Here is a 17462-nt window from a genome sequence, read left to right on the forward strand (position 1 = left end):
AAACAGTCTCATTCCCAGCCTGCTTCACGATCGTTGGTCGCTCTGGACGCGATCGACGTCAGCCAATCGCTGCTTCGAGGAGCTGGTGTTCGCTCCAGTCTGCTGTGGCACGAATGTCAACCAATCGGCCGCGCGAGAAGACACCAATGCGGTCGCAGACACCGAGGAGCTCGGGAAGGTAGCTGCTGACCAGGACGATAGCTTTTCCGTCGCGGGCGAGCCGACCGATCTGGTCGTAGATCGTGCTCTTGCTGCCGATATCGATTCCGCGTGTGGGTTCATCGAGTAGTAGGATGTTGCAGTCGTGCAGTAGCAATCGAGCGAGGGCGATCTTTTGTTGATTGCCGCCCGAGAGTTCGCCGATGAGTTGGTCCGGGGAAGCAGCCTTCACGTCGAGATTTTGCATCCACCGCCGAGTGTCCTCGACCATCGCAGAGTCATCGAGCAATCCGAAACGCCGATAGGATCGTGCCCGGGTGATCGTCAGGTTGTCGCTGAGACTGCGAGATAAAAACAATCCTTCATTTTTGCGATCCTCGCAAACCATTCCCATGCGATCGCGCGCCCAACTTCGGTCGGGGCGCCGACGATTGGCCGCTCGGCCCTCGACGGTAATCTTCCCGCCGGCGAGGCGGTCGAGCCCAAAGAGGGCGCGGAGAGTCTCGGTCCGTCCGGCACCGATCAGTCCAGCCATTCCGAATATCTCTCCATGATGGACCTCGAAATCGACAGCCTCGGGGCCGGCATCGCTCGAGAGTTGCCTGACCTGCAAAGCCACCTCGCCGCGGGTATGTGCGAATTGCGGGTACAGATTGGAGAGTTCGCGACCGACCATGCTATGGATAATCTCGTCCATGGATGCCGGTGGCTCCGCGCCGGGTGCTTCTGCGTCGGGCACTTGTGGGCCGGGTAACTGCCTGTCGTGTGCTTCTGCGTTGGGGGCTCCGGCTGTTGCTCCCGCCTGGGGCGGGACGCGGCTGAGCGCATCATTGGGTTGCGTTTCGCCCTTGGGCATCGGTCCGCTCCGTACGCTACACCCGTCGCGAAGAACGGTAAAGCGATCCGCGATGCGTTGGCACTCTTCGAGAAAGTGGCTGATATAGAGAACGCTGACCCCGGTGGCCGCCAGCTGTTCGATGACGGCAAAGAGCCGCTGCGTATCGACCTGCGTCAAACTGCTGGTGGGCTCGTCGAGGATCAGCAGTTGGAGCGATTGAGACGTGTCGTGCTGGGAAGTGACGATCGCCCGAGCGATCTCGACCATCTGTTGTTCGGCGATCGGTAGTTCGCCTGCGGGACGATCGAGCGCGAGATGCCCGCAATTGAGCTTCTCCAGTGCTTCGCTCGCCCATCGCCGCTCAGCTTTGCCATCAATCCAACCGATCCGACGGGCGATCGATCTCAGGGCGGTGCCGGTGGGACGGATTTCGTGGCCGAGCAAGATGTTCTGACAAACGGAGAGCTCCGGCGCCAGATTGAGTTCTTGATAAATCATCGCCACCCCAGCGGCTTGGGATTGGCGTGGGTCGGCGAATTCGACGAGTTGCCCGTCAAGCCGGACCTCTCCTTGGTCGGGCCGATGCGCGCCGCTGAGAATCTTCATCAACGTACTTTTGCCCGCACCATTTTCACCAATGATCGCGTGGACCTCGCCCGCAGCGACATGGAGGTCGACGGAGTCGAGTGCCCGCGTGGCACCAAAGGATTTACCGATGCGAGTGAGTTGTAACCGGTCTGTCATGATGAATGTCGATGAATTGATAGGAGCTGTATCCTACGCCCCCAACAACCGCCGTGTCGCGGCGACGATGTCGTCCTGACGCATCAAGGATTCTCCCACCAAGATACCCTTGACGCCCCCCGATTTCAGGAGCTGCACGTCCTCATGGCTGGCAATTCCGCTTTCGCCGACGATCAAACGATCCGCTGGAATCTGCTCTGCCACTCGCAGGGTGTGGTGTAGATCGGTGTGAAAGGACCGCAGATCGCGATTATTGACACCCACTAAGCGGGTCTTCGTCGCCAGTACCGCGGGGAGATTCTCTGGCTCGAAGAGCTCGATCAGTGTTTGCATCCCGAGCGCACTCGCCCGCTCGTCGAGCTCGATCAGCTGTTCGGGAGTGAGGCATTCGGCAATCAGCAAGACCGCGTCGGCACCGTTTGCGCGGGCCTGCAAAAGCTGGTACTCATCGATAATGAAATCCTTACGCAGCATCGGTAGGTCGACCGTTTGGCGTACCGCCCGCAGGTAGTCGAGCGAACCTTGAAAGAACGGTTCGTCCGTCAGCACGCTGAGACAGGCTGCGCCACCCTCGGCGTAGGCCGCCGCAATGGTGGCGGGATCAAAGTCGTCGCGGATCAGTCCCGCCGATGGGCTGGCCCGTTTGACCTCCGCGATCAGCTGCACTGCTTCTCCGGCCGCCAAGGCGGCGTGGAAATCGCGACAGGGCGGCATTGCCGCCGCGATCACTGCGAGTTGATCGGCAGAAACGAGCTCTCGGTCCCGCTCGATGGTGGCGCGTGTTTTGACAAGGATGTCGTCGAGAATCGTCAAGGGAGATCCCTCGGATGTCAGGATGGTGCATGCTGGGTTGGGAAGACTCAACATGTTATCAAGACGCAGCGGTCCAGGGGAGCGTGCTGTCATCCAGAGTTGTTTCGCATCGCGTGATCCATGAGGGCAAAACTTTGCGGAAGCTTTTCTGAAATGGAGAAAGCGACGAACTGTCCTTTACTCGCATGGTTTCCTACGCCGAACTGCGTTATCGAAAATAGCCGGTGGTTTGAGCGGAGCGAACACCACCGGGAACGACTTCGGGGTCGATGCTACTCCTTCAACCCCGCACCGTAGGTGGCGCTGCGCTGACCTACCGCTATTCTCTAGAATCCCTATCGGGATGCTGATAGGTAACCGACTACTCGTCGCCTCGCCACTTTTTGATCAGGCGACATTTACCGCTGCGCCACTGCGATTCGCTGGAACTCGGGATGCGTCTCACGGAGAATCGCGAGGATCTCAGCTCGCGTATCTTCGCTGAGATGCGCGTACCTTTCGGATTCGTCGCGGTTTTCGAGGATATCAAACAACCGCGTTAAAATCTTCGAACGGACTTCATCGGGCAGCCCTGCAAAGGCGTCGCTGTAGATGAGGTAGCTGCAAGGATAGGTGAACAACCGTGTCTGCAAGTCCAGCTCTCGCAGCGACCGACCGGTGGGATCTTGCTTGCCATGCGATTCAAAATCCCGGGCAAATGACGTCGTGCCCGACACGCTATCGGTGAGCTGGAATTCGTCGCAGAACAGTAGGTATTCGAGCACCTGATCAGCAGCCGACGAGATTCTTCGCTGAGCACTATCGCTCAAAAAGTCTTTAGGGCGTTCGAGCAGCTCGTTCATTTGATAGGACTGGTGCAGGGCCTGACGGGTTTCGTAGTTGGCGGCCGTGATCGCATTGTGCATCTGGGTCTGATGCTCCAACACCATCAACGCCACAATATCACTGTGCGGCGTCAGATAGGCTGCGGTGTGGAACCGGTCACTCAAGTCGTCCTCGTTGGCACCGGGATCACGATCGAACGTGTCCTCATCACCGTCCGAAATCGTATTGCCCATGTGTCGCATCGATCCGTGCTGGCCGGTGACATACCAGCCTCCCCAGCGATCACGAAAATCACTCGTTTGATCTGTTGTGAAGGTACCACTTCCCAATTGCGGACGCCCCGCTGCATTGGCGAATACGCTGCGAACGAGGAAACCAGGGACTCGCTGAGTGCGCGTCGAAACGTGGCAGGACAGGCATTGACCTCGATCGCGAACAATCGCCGGAGCGCCCCCATCGTCGGACTGATCGATCGTGTAAAAGATCGCACCTTGCTGCGCGTCCGTTGCTGCCAGTTCGAGCGTTTTGCCCTGTTGGCAGTAGCCGACATAGACGTCGTCATTGAAGTACAACGCACGCGGTCGGCGCGGCGAAATACGGCTGATCTGGAGACTGGTTTTCGAGAACACCAACGTCTGCGAACTAACAGGAATATCAAGCTTCTGCAGAACAGACTGAAGATAACCGAACTCGGAATCATAGGCCAATTCCTCGGCGCCCGACTTCAATTCGCCCGCCAACTCGGCTACCGGATCATGGACCTCGGCGTGAAGATAGTTGATCGGGGCCCGTTCGTAGGAGTTCATCTGAGCGGGCACCTGCGGGACCAACGACACACTCAGTAGACCCACCACAGAGAACGCAAGCAGATGGAATGGGGCATGGCGTCGCGGCATGGCGGGCTCCAGTGGAATGGGCGGGGCTGGATTCGGCAGGCGGGATGACAGGATTTCGCGATTGCTCTGAAACACAGTTCACGATATCATCATAACTACATGGCATGGTATAGGATCGCTACCTGCACGTCAAGGTGCAGATTAGGCAGAAAGGGAGCAGAGCTTTTTTGGTTTTGGGGGGCTGCCCCTTTTCTGAGCGGTTGTAGAGAATCATGCCAAATAACACGCGTCGACAGGGTCAGGTCCTGCTCAGGTCGACCCTCCTTCTCATTGGTTTGATATGCTTTCAAAGACAGCGGAATATGCGTTGCGAGCCGTCGCGTGCCTGGGCAGTAGTGTGGGCAACTCGGTTTCAGCGGACCAACTCGCCATCCAAACCAAGGTGCCGCGCCGCTATTTGACCCGTGTTTTACAGGACCTCGCCGCTGCGGGGCTGGTAACATCCCGGCCTGGCCCGGGCGGTGGATACGAGTTATGCAGTGATATCAACACCCTCACCATCCTTGACGTGGTCAACACGGTGGCTCCGATCGAGCGGATTCGCGATTGCCCGCTCGGCCTGAAATCTCACACGGCACTTTGTCCGCTGCACGCGGAATTAGACAAAGCTTACGCAGCAACCGAAAAGGCATTTGCTAGTGTAACGATTCGGGAGCTGGTGGAATCGGCCAGTCCGATCAAGCCGCTCTGCGAGAGCCTCTGAGCCGGACGCGGCTTCTGTCTCGGGAGGGCGGGCGACGGCGTTCTAGGATTTACCACGCATATGAGGTAAACGGCGTCCCTGCGAGGCAGCGATCGTCAACTGGGAACGCAGCTCGTCGAGACTCAATGGGCTGACGGGGATCGTAATCAGATCCTGCAGGTCAATTTCGCTGACGAGATTGCGTTTGCCGATCTTTTCCACTTCCTGATCGAGCGCACTCAACCACGGCGGCAGATCCAGGCCGACTCCCACGGGGGTCCGTGAGAGCAGGTTGGCTTCGGACTCGAGCTGTTCGAAGGCGGGGCTGTGCTCTTGATTGGCCTCTGCATCAGCCATCGCCGGCGCGATCAAGGCGCGCATGCGGTCGATTGTCATCGGTTGCACAAAGCGTTCTTCCAAGCGATCAGCGACGGTCGGCATCCGCATCGAATAACGCTGCTGCAGTTCTCGCAATCGTTTGACATAGAGTTCCGCTTCGGCCGCGATCCGCTCATTCAGGCTATGCCGCCATGCCGTCGCGGCCTCTCCCAGATTCATACGAACGAGCACTTGGTGCGTCCACATGATCGGCTTGAGATTCCACGCAACACGTTCGTACCGTGCCCGCAGTCTCAGGAAATCGAGGAATGTGTAGACCATCTCACCACGATCGCTCTGCGTGGTCGTGCTGTTGTAGTCTTGGTACTCAGCATGATGGTCCATCAGTGATTCAAACACCAAGGTGATGCATCGCGATGCCTCGCCGAGCCCGATCCGATCGGCGGCAATCGCCTGCATCAGCTCGGTATCATCGAGAAGCTCATCACCATCTTGCAGCGCCCGTTTGAGCCAATCTTCCACCCCTTGGTGCAGCACCGCGCGGATATTGCTGAGCTGCAAGAACCCCTGGGTGAACAGGGGGTCGCCGAAGGCTTGGATAAATTCGACAAGCCGTTTCCATTTTGGCCCATCGCTCACTGACTCCAGTGGCGAGAGCCGCAGCGTTTGGCTGTGCGCCAGCCAGCTGCCGAGCATCACCTCGGTCAGCTTCTCGAGTAGCGGAATCAGCGTTTGCGAGATCGCCTGTTGATCCGTGGCTGTGAGATCGCGACTATCGATCCGCTCGGGGCAATCGTTGGATCGTTCATCGTCAGCGGTCGTGGGGGCGGCCGTGCTGGCGAGTACCGATTCCGAGAACGAGCCGACGAGAGAACGGTAACCCGCTCGATACAGCCCATCGAATTCGGTGACCGCACCGGCGCCAATGGGATTGCGTTGTTCCATCTGCCGGGCGGTTTCGATCAGACGGCACGTTTCCACGATCAGCCCTCGCCGCGGCATCCAGTGCAACAGGTGCCGCAGCACGCGTTCGCGGAGCCGAGCGACGTAAATTTTGACGGGATCGCCGCCGCGTGAAAGCGGGATATAGAGCAGGTTGCGTTGGATGATTGATTCGACGAAGGCGGGAAACGACGAGCGTGCTAAGTCCGAATCGCCGGCGATCAACGCGGCGAACAACTCGATCGCACCGGCGTCATCCTCAGCAAACTCTTCGCCGAGATCCGATGAAAGCTCTCCATTGAGAGCACACAGAGCACTGCTGATCAATCTTCTCGCATCGGACATCTCGACAGCGGTTTCAATGATCCGCTCCATCAATCCATCGCGGAGGACGCGACGACGATCGTAAGACCGCATCGATTCTTTGTCGGTGCCGACAGGTTTAATCTTGTAAGCTCGCACGTCGCTGAGCAGCTGCAGCAGTCCAATGCGATTCTTCACGGCCCGACGAGCCCAGGCCTGCAAAGACTCGATCTGCTCTTCTTGCTGCTCGCGATCGATTCGTGCGGCCTCGGATTCGTCTGCCGAATCGTCAGCGGGACCGGGCGTGCTACGGCACAAATGATGGGTAATGGCCACGTCGGCTCCGACGGCCCACATCCGAGCGAGAGCTTGCAGGAAGTCGAGACGACTGCCCAGTCGTTTCACTTCCGATTCGATTTCATCGACGCTCTCGGAGTCCCCCCCGGTGTCGAAGATCGACCCTTCGTTGCCGTCGTCGGTGGTATCCTGGTAACTCATCCCCTCATAGGCCGCGGCGAAGATGTCGTCTTCGTCGTCGTTGAGATCGTCTTCGGGATCGAGCAGATCGTCCGTCGCCGTGGCGAGTTCTTGTTTCCAATCGTCGGCGGAATGGTTACCCAGGGCTGCATCGCCAACCTCAAAGTGCGGCGCCGACCAATACGATTCCGCATTCGCTTCGAGATAATCGAAGAACTTGTTGACGCGTGGCCAAAGCTCGACGAGTTCATCACGCATGTGCTCGCGGAGCTGCAGCAACCATCGCTCGGCGAGCCGCGGCAATGAGCTCACCCCGGTCCGCAAACCCACCCGGTCCGCTTGTCCGAGCCAGTGGATCAGTAGTGCCTGCGCGGGAATGAAGTCCTTGCGTTCGAGCAGCGCTGAGATCACGAGCATGTACGCGCGAGGTGAATCAAACAGCTCAGCGTGCGGTGCCCAAAATGCGATATCGCCGTGCCGGGCGCCCCCGCGGTGCCACAGCCGAAGTGCCTGGGCGACGAGTCTTGCCGACTCATAGGATTCCCACGGATCGGCCGCGTCGACCGATTCCACCGTGTGTGCGGCAAACGTACGCCACCACTGAGCGATTTCGCGGTACTGGGCATCCATTTGATCGTAGGCGGCTTCGTCGTCTCGCGCGGCAGCTTCGCTCCAAACCCGGGCGATGTACCCGAAGAGGCCCTCGATGATGGACAGCAACTCGTCGAGCCGCGAATCGTGAATCGTATTTTCAATTCCCGGATAGAGGCTGAAGTTACCGGTGAAGCCGAGGATGTCCCATGGATCCATCAATCCACCGCATTCGATCGCACGGCGAATCAGATCGAAGCTGGCCGCAGGCACCTCGGTGGCTTGCTGTAGCTCTCCGGCGCGGAGGGCTCGCAAACCGAGTGTCATCCCACAATCGATCCGGCACATCAATCTTGCCGATGCCGCCGGCACCACGTCGGCTTGCTTGGCCGCCGCGTCGGCGTAGCCCATGCGGGCGTAGATACGGGCCAACTGCACGTGCTGCAACTGCACGGCCCGGCTACGAGCGAGTGATGCGTTGAGATGTTGCCGGGCAGCGCCGAAGGGTTGATGTCGCTTTTCAGCTTCGGCCAATAACCGCTCGCCATGCGGGCCACCGATCTCTGAAATCCGCCAGCGATAGAATTCATCGCGATAATTCGCGATCGGCACCATCAGTGATCGCAACGTCACGTCGCTCGAATAGGCGCCTGGCCCCCACCCGGAAACACCTGAGGCCATCAACATCGTCCCCGCCAAGACGGACGCAGCCTCATCGAGCAATTCATCCGCAGGGGCATCGGGCGTTTCGCTGAGCCGGCGGAGCAGCGCGTCGAGCGTGACGCTCCGCAGAATGAAACGGTCATAGCGTCCATCGCCATCGATGGAACGTTCATCCCAACCGCCGAAATGATAATTCGGGCGGCGGTTGACGGGATGATCGAAATCGTAAGCGCGCGGGTCCAGGCACAGCTCTCGAATTTGGTTCGGGTCCATCGCCGCGGCGCGGAGGATGTCCTCCGGGGCTTCCGTAATGGCCTTGAGCGCCCGGCGAATCAACTCTCGATACGGCCCGGCCGTGATCCCGACGCCATGAACCATCATGGGAATCGGACGCACGAATTCGTGAGCATACGGCTGGCAAGCACGATTTTCGAGAACCGCGACAGGGCGGTAGCCCACGTAATCATTGAGCTGCGAGATCACCCGCTGGACGAGATCACTCTCATCTTCGATCGTGGCGGTCTCACCCACGTGAGCGAGCATTGCCTCGGCACAACGAGCCAGAAAGAACCCATTGAAGATCACCTCCGGCTCCAGATGAAAGAGCAGGTCGCGGTGAAAATCGAGGTAGGCGGGCAGCAGCTTGGACCACAACACGCGGATCACCGTCCGCGCCCGGCTGATATCTCCAAAGGGAGACGGGTCAGCCGACTGGAGTTCCTCAGTGGTCTCTTCGAGCCAATGCCGGATGATCAGAAATGGCGGTGGCCCAGACAGGACATCCCCGCCTGCGGCTTCGTCATGCACACGGTTCCACGCCTTGAGAATCGCTGGCGCGGCGCACCCGGAAGAGAACGTGAGATACCCCACGAGACTGTGCAGGGCATCGCGTCCGGCGGGCGACGGCCCGTCGAGAGCGGCCCGCCAGGTCGCCTCAAAATCATCGTCCGATAGGATCGAATTGAGCGGCGAGGCATTCGGATTCTGCGTCCCCGAATCCTCACCGCGAGGCGAGTCCTGCGGACGTTCGCTGGGAGGATTCGCTGACATGGCTCAGGCTTTCTTGACGCTCTTCTTCGAGCTCTTTTTGGAAGTTTTCTTCGACGTCTTCTTCGACGTCTTCTTCGACGTCTTCTTCAACGGTTTCTTGACGGACTTCTTAGCGGACCGTTTGACGCTCTTTTTGGCTGCCTTGGCGGTCGATCGTTTGACCGACTTCTTGGCAGTTTTCTTCACGGCAGCCGGCTTGGCCGCTGGCTTCTTCGCGGACTTGCTCGCAGCAGCCTTGGCGGTGCGTTTCTTGACCGATTTCTTAGCAGACTTCTTGGCGGCTTTCTTTTTGCTCGCGGTCGAACCGCCGCCGAAAGCGGCTGCCCAGCCATCGGTGTACTTCTCGTTGGGGCCGACTCGTAGGATCGTCATCGTGTCGATTGCCTAGTGTGTGATGTGATAAATGTGTGGGGGAATGTGCGATGCTTCAAACAACGACGCATCGCAATCGTGACCCATGTTTTATCGCATCTGAGATATTTAACGAGGGGCTTAACCGAGCGGTATCAGCGAGGGTGACTTATCCAGCATGAATGCTCTTGTAACGAGCCTTCTTGGAATCGTCTTCGAGGTCCTCGCCCATCCGCTCACGGCGGTTGCGTTCGTAGGTGTCGAAGTTGCCTTCGCACCACACGACTTGGCCATTGCCTTCGAACGCCAAAATGTGCGTTGCCAAGCGGTCGAGGAACCAGCGATCGTGTGATGTCACCACCACACAGCCTGCGAAATTCTCGATCGCTTCCTCGAGTGCCCGCAGCGTATCGACGTCCAAATCGTTTGTCGGCTCGTCCAAGAGCAGCACGTTGCAGCCCTTACGGAGCAGCGATGCCAGGTGAACCCGGTTGCGTTCCCCACCGGACAGGATCCCAACCTTCTTCTCTTGATCAGGGCCTTTGAAGTTGAACCGGGACACGTACGAACGTGCATGCATGGGACGGCCGCCCATGTCCAACGAATCATGGCCGCCGCTGATCTCTTGGAAAATCGTCTTGTTCGGGTCCAGGGCATCACGGGACTGGTCGACGTAGCCAAGGTCCACGGTCTCACCGATCTTGATATTGCCCGAATCGACGGGCTCGTGCCCGGTCAGCATTTTGAACAGGGTTGTCTTGCCAGCACCGTTGGGACCAATGATCCCGACGATCCCGCCTGGCGGCAATCGAAAAGACATGTCCTTCATCAACACCTTGTCACCGAACGCCTTGTTGACCTTGTCCGCCTCGATCACGAGCGACCCCAGGTGCTTGCCCGAAGGAATCTGAATTTCCAGCTCGTCGGGCCGATCTTCGAAGACCTCCTGAGACATCTGCTCGTACGATTTGATCCGAGCCTTGGACTTCGCCTGCCGCGCCTTGGGGCTCATGCGAATCCACTCGAGTTCGCGAGCGAGATTCTTTTCTCTCGCTTTCTGCTGACGCTCTTCCAGCGCCATCCGCTTGGCCCGGTTCTCCAGCCATGCCGAATAGTTGCCTTCGAACGGCATGCCCTTACCGCGGTCGACCTCAAGAATCCACTGAGCCACGTTGTCGAGGAAGTAGCGATCGTGAGTCACCGCGACGACAGTTCCCGGGTACTTGGCGAGGTGTTGCTCCAACCACGACACGCTCTCGGCGTCGAGGTGGTTGGTCGGTTCGTCGAGCAGCAACAGGTCGGGTTGGCGGATCAACAATTGGCAGAGTGCGACCCGGCGTTTCTCGCCACCCGAAAGGTTCGTGATCTCAGCATCGCCCGGCGGCAGGTTCATCACCGCCATCGACATTTCGACAAATCGATCGAGCTCCCACAGATTGTTGGCATCGATGACGTCTTGCAGTTCGGCCATCTCATCGCAGAGCTTCGTCATCTCGTCGTCGTCGGTGACGTCACCGAGCAACCCCGAGATCTCGTTGAAGCGGTCGATGATCGCCTGCCGCTCTGCCACTGCGACTTGCACGTTCTCGAAAACGGTTTTGGTCGGGTCGAGCGGTGGTTCCTGCTCGAGGTAGCCCACCGTGAACCCTTTGCCCAACCGCGCCGTGCCCTCGAACTCGGTGTCGTAGCCAGCCATGATTTTCAGCAGTGTCGATTTACCGGCCCCGTTGGGCCCGAGCACACCGATCTTGGCACCGGGATAGAAGGCGAGGTTGACGTTTTCGAGCACCTTACGCTGACCGTGTTTCTTGGTCAGGTCGATGATTTGATAAATGAATTGTCCAGCCATGAAAAATCAGTGCGGGGAGAGGGGAGTTGGGAAGGTTGTAGCTAAAAGCTTAGGAGCTAAAAATGTCGCTTACCTTGGCTTCCAAGGTGGGTTGGATTTCGGGGATTTCGAGCGTGTCGTTTTCGCTCAGGGTGATGTCGGTACCATCGGGCCGAAACATCCGTGCGGTACGCTGCCCGGGATCGACAACGCACACCACGAGCACGTCGGCCTGCAAGTAGTCGGCGACCTTGGCGAGCACGGCGGGCCAGCGATCGGTCTTCGACAAGACTTCGAACACGACTTCGGGAGCAGGGCCTCCGTAGCCCTCGGGTAGCTGCCCTTTGGCAACTCGCTGATAGGAACAATAGCCGACATCCATCCCGCGAACCGTATCAGGTGACCGCTGGACCAGGATGCCCGAATCATTCGTGAAGACGGCGCCGCAATCGTGCTTTTTAGAATGGGCGGTCAGCAGAAAGGCAATCTCGGCACAAACCAGGCCGTGGAGTCGCGATGGGGCGTTCAACTCAACCACCTTTCCGTGAATCAGTTCGGTATACGGAGCGAGACCCTCGGCGACCTGGTACTCGCGATGAGTCATCGGTTTCGTTGATTGGACAACTTCGCTCACTGTCTCACTCCCATTCGATCGTGGCCGGCGGCTTGCTGCTGATGTCGTAGCACACGCGATTGACGCCTTTGACTTCGTTAATGATCCGCGTGCTGATCCGGGCGAGCAAGTCGTAAGGGAGGTGACTCCAGTCTGCGGTCATGAAATCATCCGTATTGACGCAACGAACGGCGACTGCGTTGTCATAAGTCCGGGCATCGCCCATGACCCCGACACTTTGAACGGGCAGCAAGACCGCGAAGGCCTGCGAGGTCTCGCGGTACAGCCCGGCGTTCTCAATTTCTTCGACAACGATCGCATCGGCTTCCCGCAGCACCGCGAGTTTCTCACGGGTGACTTCGCCGAGGCAGCGCACGGCCAGTCCCGGACCGGGAAAGGGGTGCCGCCACACGAGCTGCTCGGGCAAGCCGAGTTCCAAGCCGAGCCGGCGGACTTCGTCTTTGAACAGATCCCGCAACGGCTCGATCAGCTCAAAGCCAAGCTCCTCGGGTAGACCGCCGACGTTGTGATGCAGCTTGATCGTCGCCGCGGGGCCGTCCTTGTCCGCACCGCTCTCGATCACATCGGGATACAGTGTCCCCTGCGCGAGAAAGTGAGCGTCTTCGATCTTCTTCGCTTCGGCCTTAAAACACTCGATGAACGCGTAGCCAATCCGCCGGCGTTTCTCCTGGGGTTCTTCCACCCCCGCGAGATCATCGAGGAATTGGTCTTCAGCATCGACAACGTGCAGGTCAGCTTTGAAATGATTGGAGAACTCGTCGATCACGATTCGCTGTTCGTTCTTCCGCAGCATCCCATTGTCGACCAAGATGCAGGAGAGCTGCGGCCCGATCGCTTTGTAAAGCAGCGCGGCGACGACGGAGGAATCCACGCCTCCGGACAGACCACAGATCACACGTTTCTTACCGACCGCAGCGCGGATCTGCGTGATCGCGGCATCGGCGAAATCCCCTAAGCGCCAACTGCCGTCGCAGCCACAGATGTCACGCACAAAGTTATGCAGGATCTGGCCACCGTGCGGCGTGTGGGTGACCTCGGGGTGAAACTGCATCGCGAACACTGGCCGCGTGTTGTGCCGGATCGCTGCGTAGGGACACGTCGACGTCCGCGCCATCACTGTGAAGTCGTCGGCGATGTGGGAGACTTGATCGCCGTGGCTCATCCAGACCTGCTCGGACGCCTGCATGCCGCGGAAGATCGATTCGTGATCGACGAATTCGCACATCGCCCGCCCATACTCGCGGCTGGGTGTGTTATCGACCTTGCCACCGAGTGCTTGGCAAGCGACCTGCATGCCATAGCAAATTCCGAGGATAGGGATCCCGAGATCAAAGATCGCCGGATCGATCTGCGGTGCGTTTTCCTCGTAGACACTCGATGGACCACCGGACAGAATAATTCCGCGGGGGGCGAGCTCAGCCATTCGCTCGGCCGTGATATCGTGGCGAACGATCTGGCAATAAACGTGCTGGTCACGCACCCGCCGGGCGATCAGTTGAGCGTACTGCGATCCGAAATCGAGCACCACGATCCGTTGTTCGGTCAGCATCACTGCCGATTCGGTCGCGGGCATTGTCCCAGGGCCACTCCGTCCGTCAGGCGTGTTCCCACGAACAGGAGACTGAGAATCAGGGTTGGTATCTTGGGTCGTCATCGGTTCTGCCGAAAAATCTGCGGTGCGGGCCAATTCAATAGTTTAGAAGCAGTCTCGGAAATTCCCAAGGGGCGGCATCTCCGCGGAGATCGACGGCGGACGGGTTCATTTGGAATTCCCGAGCGTTTGCGGTTTATAATGAGAATGAATCCCCCGTGCCCGCCCACTTTGGCATTTGGATAGCCCTAATCCCATGATCGTTGCTCCGCATCCCGCTCCAGGCCCGCTGTTTCCTGCTCAAGACGAGCGTTCTTCGGCTTCAGGCAAGGCATTTCCGGCGTTCGCCAGAAGCTCACGCCAGCTGACAGTCGTGCTGGTCTGCTTGTTCCTCAGCGTATCGGGCGGGTTGTTTACGGGGCTGACCACTCATCAAGCGACCGCCGCGGACCCACCGACCGGACTGGACACACGCTCACGCCGGGCCATCGCCGCGGTCGGCAACAGCATCAAAAAGGCAGGGACGGAATACACGGCGAAACGATTTGATGCTTCGGCGCGTGCCTTGGAGAACGCGATGAAGCAAGTCGATGTAGCGGTCCGGGCGGGCACCCCACAACTCTACGACGCCTTGCTGCCCAAGATCCAACGGATTACCGACGCCCGGGTGATGATCGAGCTCGAAGGCGTGGCCATTGCCCCCTTCCTCCCTCCACCACGGCCGGGAACTGAGCCCAGTGCGCAGACAACTACGATGGAACCGGAGCCCGAGGAAATGGCGGGCGGCGAGCCCGCCTCGACGCCCGATCCGTTCAGTCGCGACAACAACGGCACCAGCTTCACCTCGCAAGTCGCACCGATCCTCGCCAGCAAATGTGGGGGATGCCACATCCGCGGCCAAAAAGGTGGGTTCTCTCTGTCGAGCTACGAGGTGTTGATGAAAGGACCACGCGAAGGTGTGGTTGTCTTCCCGGGAGACACCATCGGCAGTCGCTTGATCGAGACGATCGAGACCGGTGACATGCCTCGCGGCGGTGGCAAAGTCAGCGAGCAGGAACTTGCCACTCTCAAACGCTGGATCATGGAAGGCGCCGAGTTCGACGGCAGCAACCCAGCGATGAACCTGACCAGCCTAAGCCCTGCGGGGGCCGCCGCCGCGGAGATGGACGCCCCCGCTGAGCCGCCCGAAATGACAGCGCCGACTGGGAACGAAACCGTCGATTTCGCTAGCCAGATCGCGCCGCTGCTGGTCGACAACTGCTCGGGGTGCCACATCGATGCCATGCAAACCCGAGGCGGATTGCAATTGGATTCGCTCGCGAGAATGTTCCGCGGAGGCGACAGCGGACCGGTTCTCAACCCCGGAAACGGCGAGGCGAGCTTGCTCGTGAAGAAGCTGCGGGGTAGCGAGGGCGCGCGGATGCCAGCGGGTGGGCGTCCACCACTCGATGATGCCGAGATCGCATTGATTTCAACCTGGATCGATGAGGGCGCCACCGTCCCGGAGAACGCCCGCAATGAATCGCTCAAGGTGATGACCCAGCGTGCTTGGCTCGCCGCAGCCACCCCAGCCGAAGTGACCGCTCGCCGCGAGGAAATCGCGAGCGAGCATTTCGCGTTAGCCGGTGGCGTTTCAGCGGACATGAACACAGCCCAAACCGCACACTTTTCAATCCGAGGAAACGCCACCCCAGAGACGCTGCAGCTCGTCGGCGAGCAAGCCGAAGCGGGGCTGCAAGCAACCTCTCGAATCCTGCCCGCGAAATCTCTATCGAGCAGCGGGGCGGCAGGCGAAGCTTTCTTCAACGGGCGAGCATCGATCTATGTTTTGCCTCGCCGCTATGACTACAGCGAATTCGCTCAGATGGTCGAACGCCGTAGCCTCCCAGCCGACTGGAATGCCCACTGGTTCTACGATGGCATCCAAGCCTATGTCGCCGTCGTGGCCTCCGACAGTGACGGGCCCGAACAGGTTGCCGAGCGGCTCGCCGCCCCCGTGGCGAGCCTCGCCGTCGCCAGCCGAGCCGATTCGGTACCCCGCTGGTTCTCCGATGGACTGGGCCAGGTCGTCGCCGCTTCGGAAACAAAACTCGATCGATCCGAACTGGCCCAGCGGCAGTCGGAGCTTGTCACTGCGGTGGGCACCATGGATTCGGGGAAAGAATTCTTGACGGGAAAGCTGGCCCCGGAACGCGCCGATCTCATCGCTGCCGCCGTCTGCCAGTCCTTTCTCACTCGCGAGAGGAAACGCGGCTTCGATGCCGTCATCCGAAATCTCGGCCAAGGCATGCCCTTCGACGCAGCTTTTCAGGCAGGGATGGGTGTGACCCCCACCCTGTATTTCGACGCTTGGCTGAAATGGGTCAAATAGGACCGCATTGACGGGGAAAATTGAATCCCACGCGAGAAATTCGACGGCGAACGGGCACTGGAGGACGCCCCGTTTGGCTATGCTTTATGCAATGCCACTGTTCTAAAACTCGCGGAATACTTGAGAAAAACCCCCACAATGAACTCTTCCGACGAACTTCACACCGTTGCCGAGACCCTGCCGCAGCTTGTGACTCGCGTCCGCCAAAGCCACGAAGAAATCTACGGCAAACCACCCGAATTTGTGGTCGCTGCCCCAGGCCGTGTGAACCTGATCGGAGAGCATATCGACTACAACGATGGTTTCGTGCTGCCGATGGCCATCGAGCGGTACGTCGTCATGGCGGGCTCGCGAGCCGATGCCAAGCATGTGCAATCCCGATTCCACAGCATCAGCATGGATTCGGATGCCTTCCTCGCGACCGACGGCAGCCCTCTCGACCTGCCAGACACTCCCGGCTGGGCCTGTTACGTCCAAGGTGTGCTGGCAGGCTTCGCGGCAACCGGCCACCCATTGCCGGCCCTCGACGTTTGTTTTGATTCCACCGTGCCTCTCGGGGGCGGATTGTCCAGCAGCGCGGCGCTCGAGGTGGCCACCGCCACCTTGCTCGAAGCCGCCACCGGCACGACGCTCGACCTGCGCCAGAAAGCGCTCCTCTGCCAGAAAGCCGAACATGATTTTGCTGGCGTCCCCTGTGGGATCATGGATCAATTCAGCAGCGTGTTCGGGAATGCAGGCGAGCTGATGCTGCTGGACTGCCGCTCGCAAGATATCACGGCAGTGCCGTTTACTGACGACGGCGTCACCCTGCTGATCACCAACAGCAACGTCAAGCACGAACTCAATGGTGGCGAGTACGCCGAGCGACGTTCGCAGTGCGACTCGGCGCTGAAGAAGATTGGCAAGTCATCGTGGCGTGATGTTTGCCAGGACGATGTTGAGTCACACCGCGACCATCTCACCGGCCCGGAATATCAACGCGCCACTCACGTCGTCGGCGAGATCGACCGGACCACCCGCGCCGCCGAAGCGATTTCGGCGGGCCGAATGGACGAAGTCGGAGAACTGATGTACGCGAGCCACGATTCGCTCAGCAATGATTTCGAAGTCAGTTGCAGCGAACTGGATCTGTTGGTCGATCTCGCCCGCAACGTCGGTGACGCCGGTGGTGTGATCGGATCGCGGATGACCGGGGGCGGCTTCGGGGGCTGCACCGTCACCCTCGTCAAAACCGACACAGCCGCCGCCTTGATCGATACACTGGTCAAAAACTACGAGTCCGAAACCGGAGTGAAGCCGTCGTGCTTTACGAGTTGCCCCGCTCCCGGTGCTCATATCGTGAAGTGAGCCGAGTCCGGTTTGCGA

11 protein-coding genes are annotated in these 17462 nt (G+C 59.4%); 4 read left to right on the forward strand and 7 right to left on the reverse strand.

Annotated elements, in window-relative coordinates; genetic code table 11:
* Positions 1 to 58: 58 nt before the first annotated feature.
* The 3 genes from CA85_RS09575 to CA85_RS09585 all read right to left on the reverse strand — a co-directional run bounded on the left by CA85_RS09575 (position 59) and on the right by CA85_RS09585 (position 4275).
* The gene (locus CA85_RS09575; protein ID WP_146391124.1) at positions 59 to 1741 is read right to left on the reverse strand and encodes a sugar ABC transporter ATP-binding protein; all 1683 of its coding nucleotides are present in this window, start codon (positions 1739 to 1741) and stop codon (positions 59 to 61) included.
* A gap of 33 nt (positions 1742 to 1774) precedes the next feature.
* Positions 1775 to 2554 (reverse strand): indole-3-glycerol phosphate synthase TrpC, encoded by a 780-nt coding sequence (trpC, locus tag CA85_RS09580; protein ID WP_146391435.1) that lies wholly within the window; start codon positions 2552 to 2554, stop codon positions 1775 to 1777.
* A gap of 398 nt (positions 2555 to 2952) precedes the next feature.
* Entirely contained in the window at positions 2953 to 4275 is a 1323-nt protein-coding gene (locus tag CA85_RS09585) for a GAT domain-containing protein (protein WP_246112649.1), read from the reverse strand.
* Positions 4276 to 4555: 280 nt separating this feature from the next.
* Here CA85_RS09585 and CA85_RS09590 point away from each other — a divergent pair, with 280 nt between their 5' ends.
* A complete protein-coding gene (locus CA85_RS09590; RefSeq protein WP_146391125.1) occupies positions 4556 to 4978 on the forward strand; it encodes an RrF2 family transcriptional regulator in 423 nt (140 codons plus the stop codon).
* Positions 4979 to 5020: 42 nt separating this feature from the next.
* On the opposite strand, the gene CA85_RS09595 is transcribed toward CA85_RS09590, so the two are convergent.
* Positions 5021 to 9322 (reverse strand): hypothetical protein, encoded by a 4302-nt coding sequence (locus tag CA85_RS09595; RefSeq protein WP_146391126.1) that lies wholly within the window; start codon positions 9320 to 9322, stop codon positions 5021 to 5023.
* Here CA85_RS09595 and CA85_RS24820 point away from each other — a divergent pair.
* Positions 9321 to 9710, forward strand: coding sequence for a hypothetical protein (locus CA85_RS24820; protein WP_186774840.1), 390 nt, complete (start codon positions 9321 to 9323; stop codon positions 9708 to 9710). The two genes, CA85_RS09595 and CA85_RS24820, sit on opposite strands and share 2 nt — an antisense overlap.
* 132 nt (positions 9711 to 9842) lie before the next feature.
* On the opposite strand, the gene ettA is transcribed toward CA85_RS24820, so the two are convergent.
* Genes ettA through guaA form a run of 3 tightly spaced genes read right to left on the reverse strand, consistent with a single transcriptional unit; the run spans position 9843 to position 13789 of the window.
* Entirely contained in the window at positions 9843 to 11522 is a 1680-nt protein-coding gene (gene ettA / locus CA85_RS09605; protein WP_146391128.1) for an energy-dependent translational throttle protein EttA, read from the reverse strand.
* Between the two features lie 49 nt (positions 11523 to 11571).
* On the reverse strand, positions 11572 to 12105 hold the full coding sequence (locus tag CA85_RS09610) for a Uma2 family endonuclease (protein ID WP_186774841.1): 534 nt from the start codon (positions 12103 to 12105) through the stop codon (positions 11572 to 11574).
* A 34-nt stretch (positions 12106 to 12139) separates the two neighbouring features.
* Complete coding sequence (gene guaA / locus CA85_RS09615) at positions 12140 to 13789, reverse strand: glutamine-hydrolyzing GMP synthase (protein WP_456236670.1); 1650 nt, start codon at positions 13787 to 13789, stop codon at positions 12140 to 12142.
* 193 nt (positions 13790 to 13982) lie between these two features.
* On the opposite strand from guaA, the gene CA85_RS09620 reads away from it, so the two are divergent.
* A complete protein-coding gene (locus tag CA85_RS09620) occupies positions 13983 to 16097 on the forward strand; it encodes a c-type cytochrome domain-containing protein (protein ID WP_146391130.1) in 2115 nt (704 codons plus the stop codon).
* Between the two features lie 138 nt (positions 16098 to 16235).
* Positions 16236 to 17444 (forward strand): galactokinase, encoded by a 1209-nt coding sequence (gene galK, locus CA85_RS09625; protein WP_146391131.1) that lies wholly within the window; start codon positions 16236 to 16238, stop codon positions 17442 to 17444.
* Positions 17445 to 17462 lie beyond the last annotated feature (18 nt).

Source organism: Allorhodopirellula solitaria (assembly GCF_007859855.1).
Classification (GTDB): domain Bacteria; phylum Planctomycetota; class Planctomycetia; order Pirellulales; family Pirellulaceae; genus Rhodopirellula; species Rhodopirellula solitaria.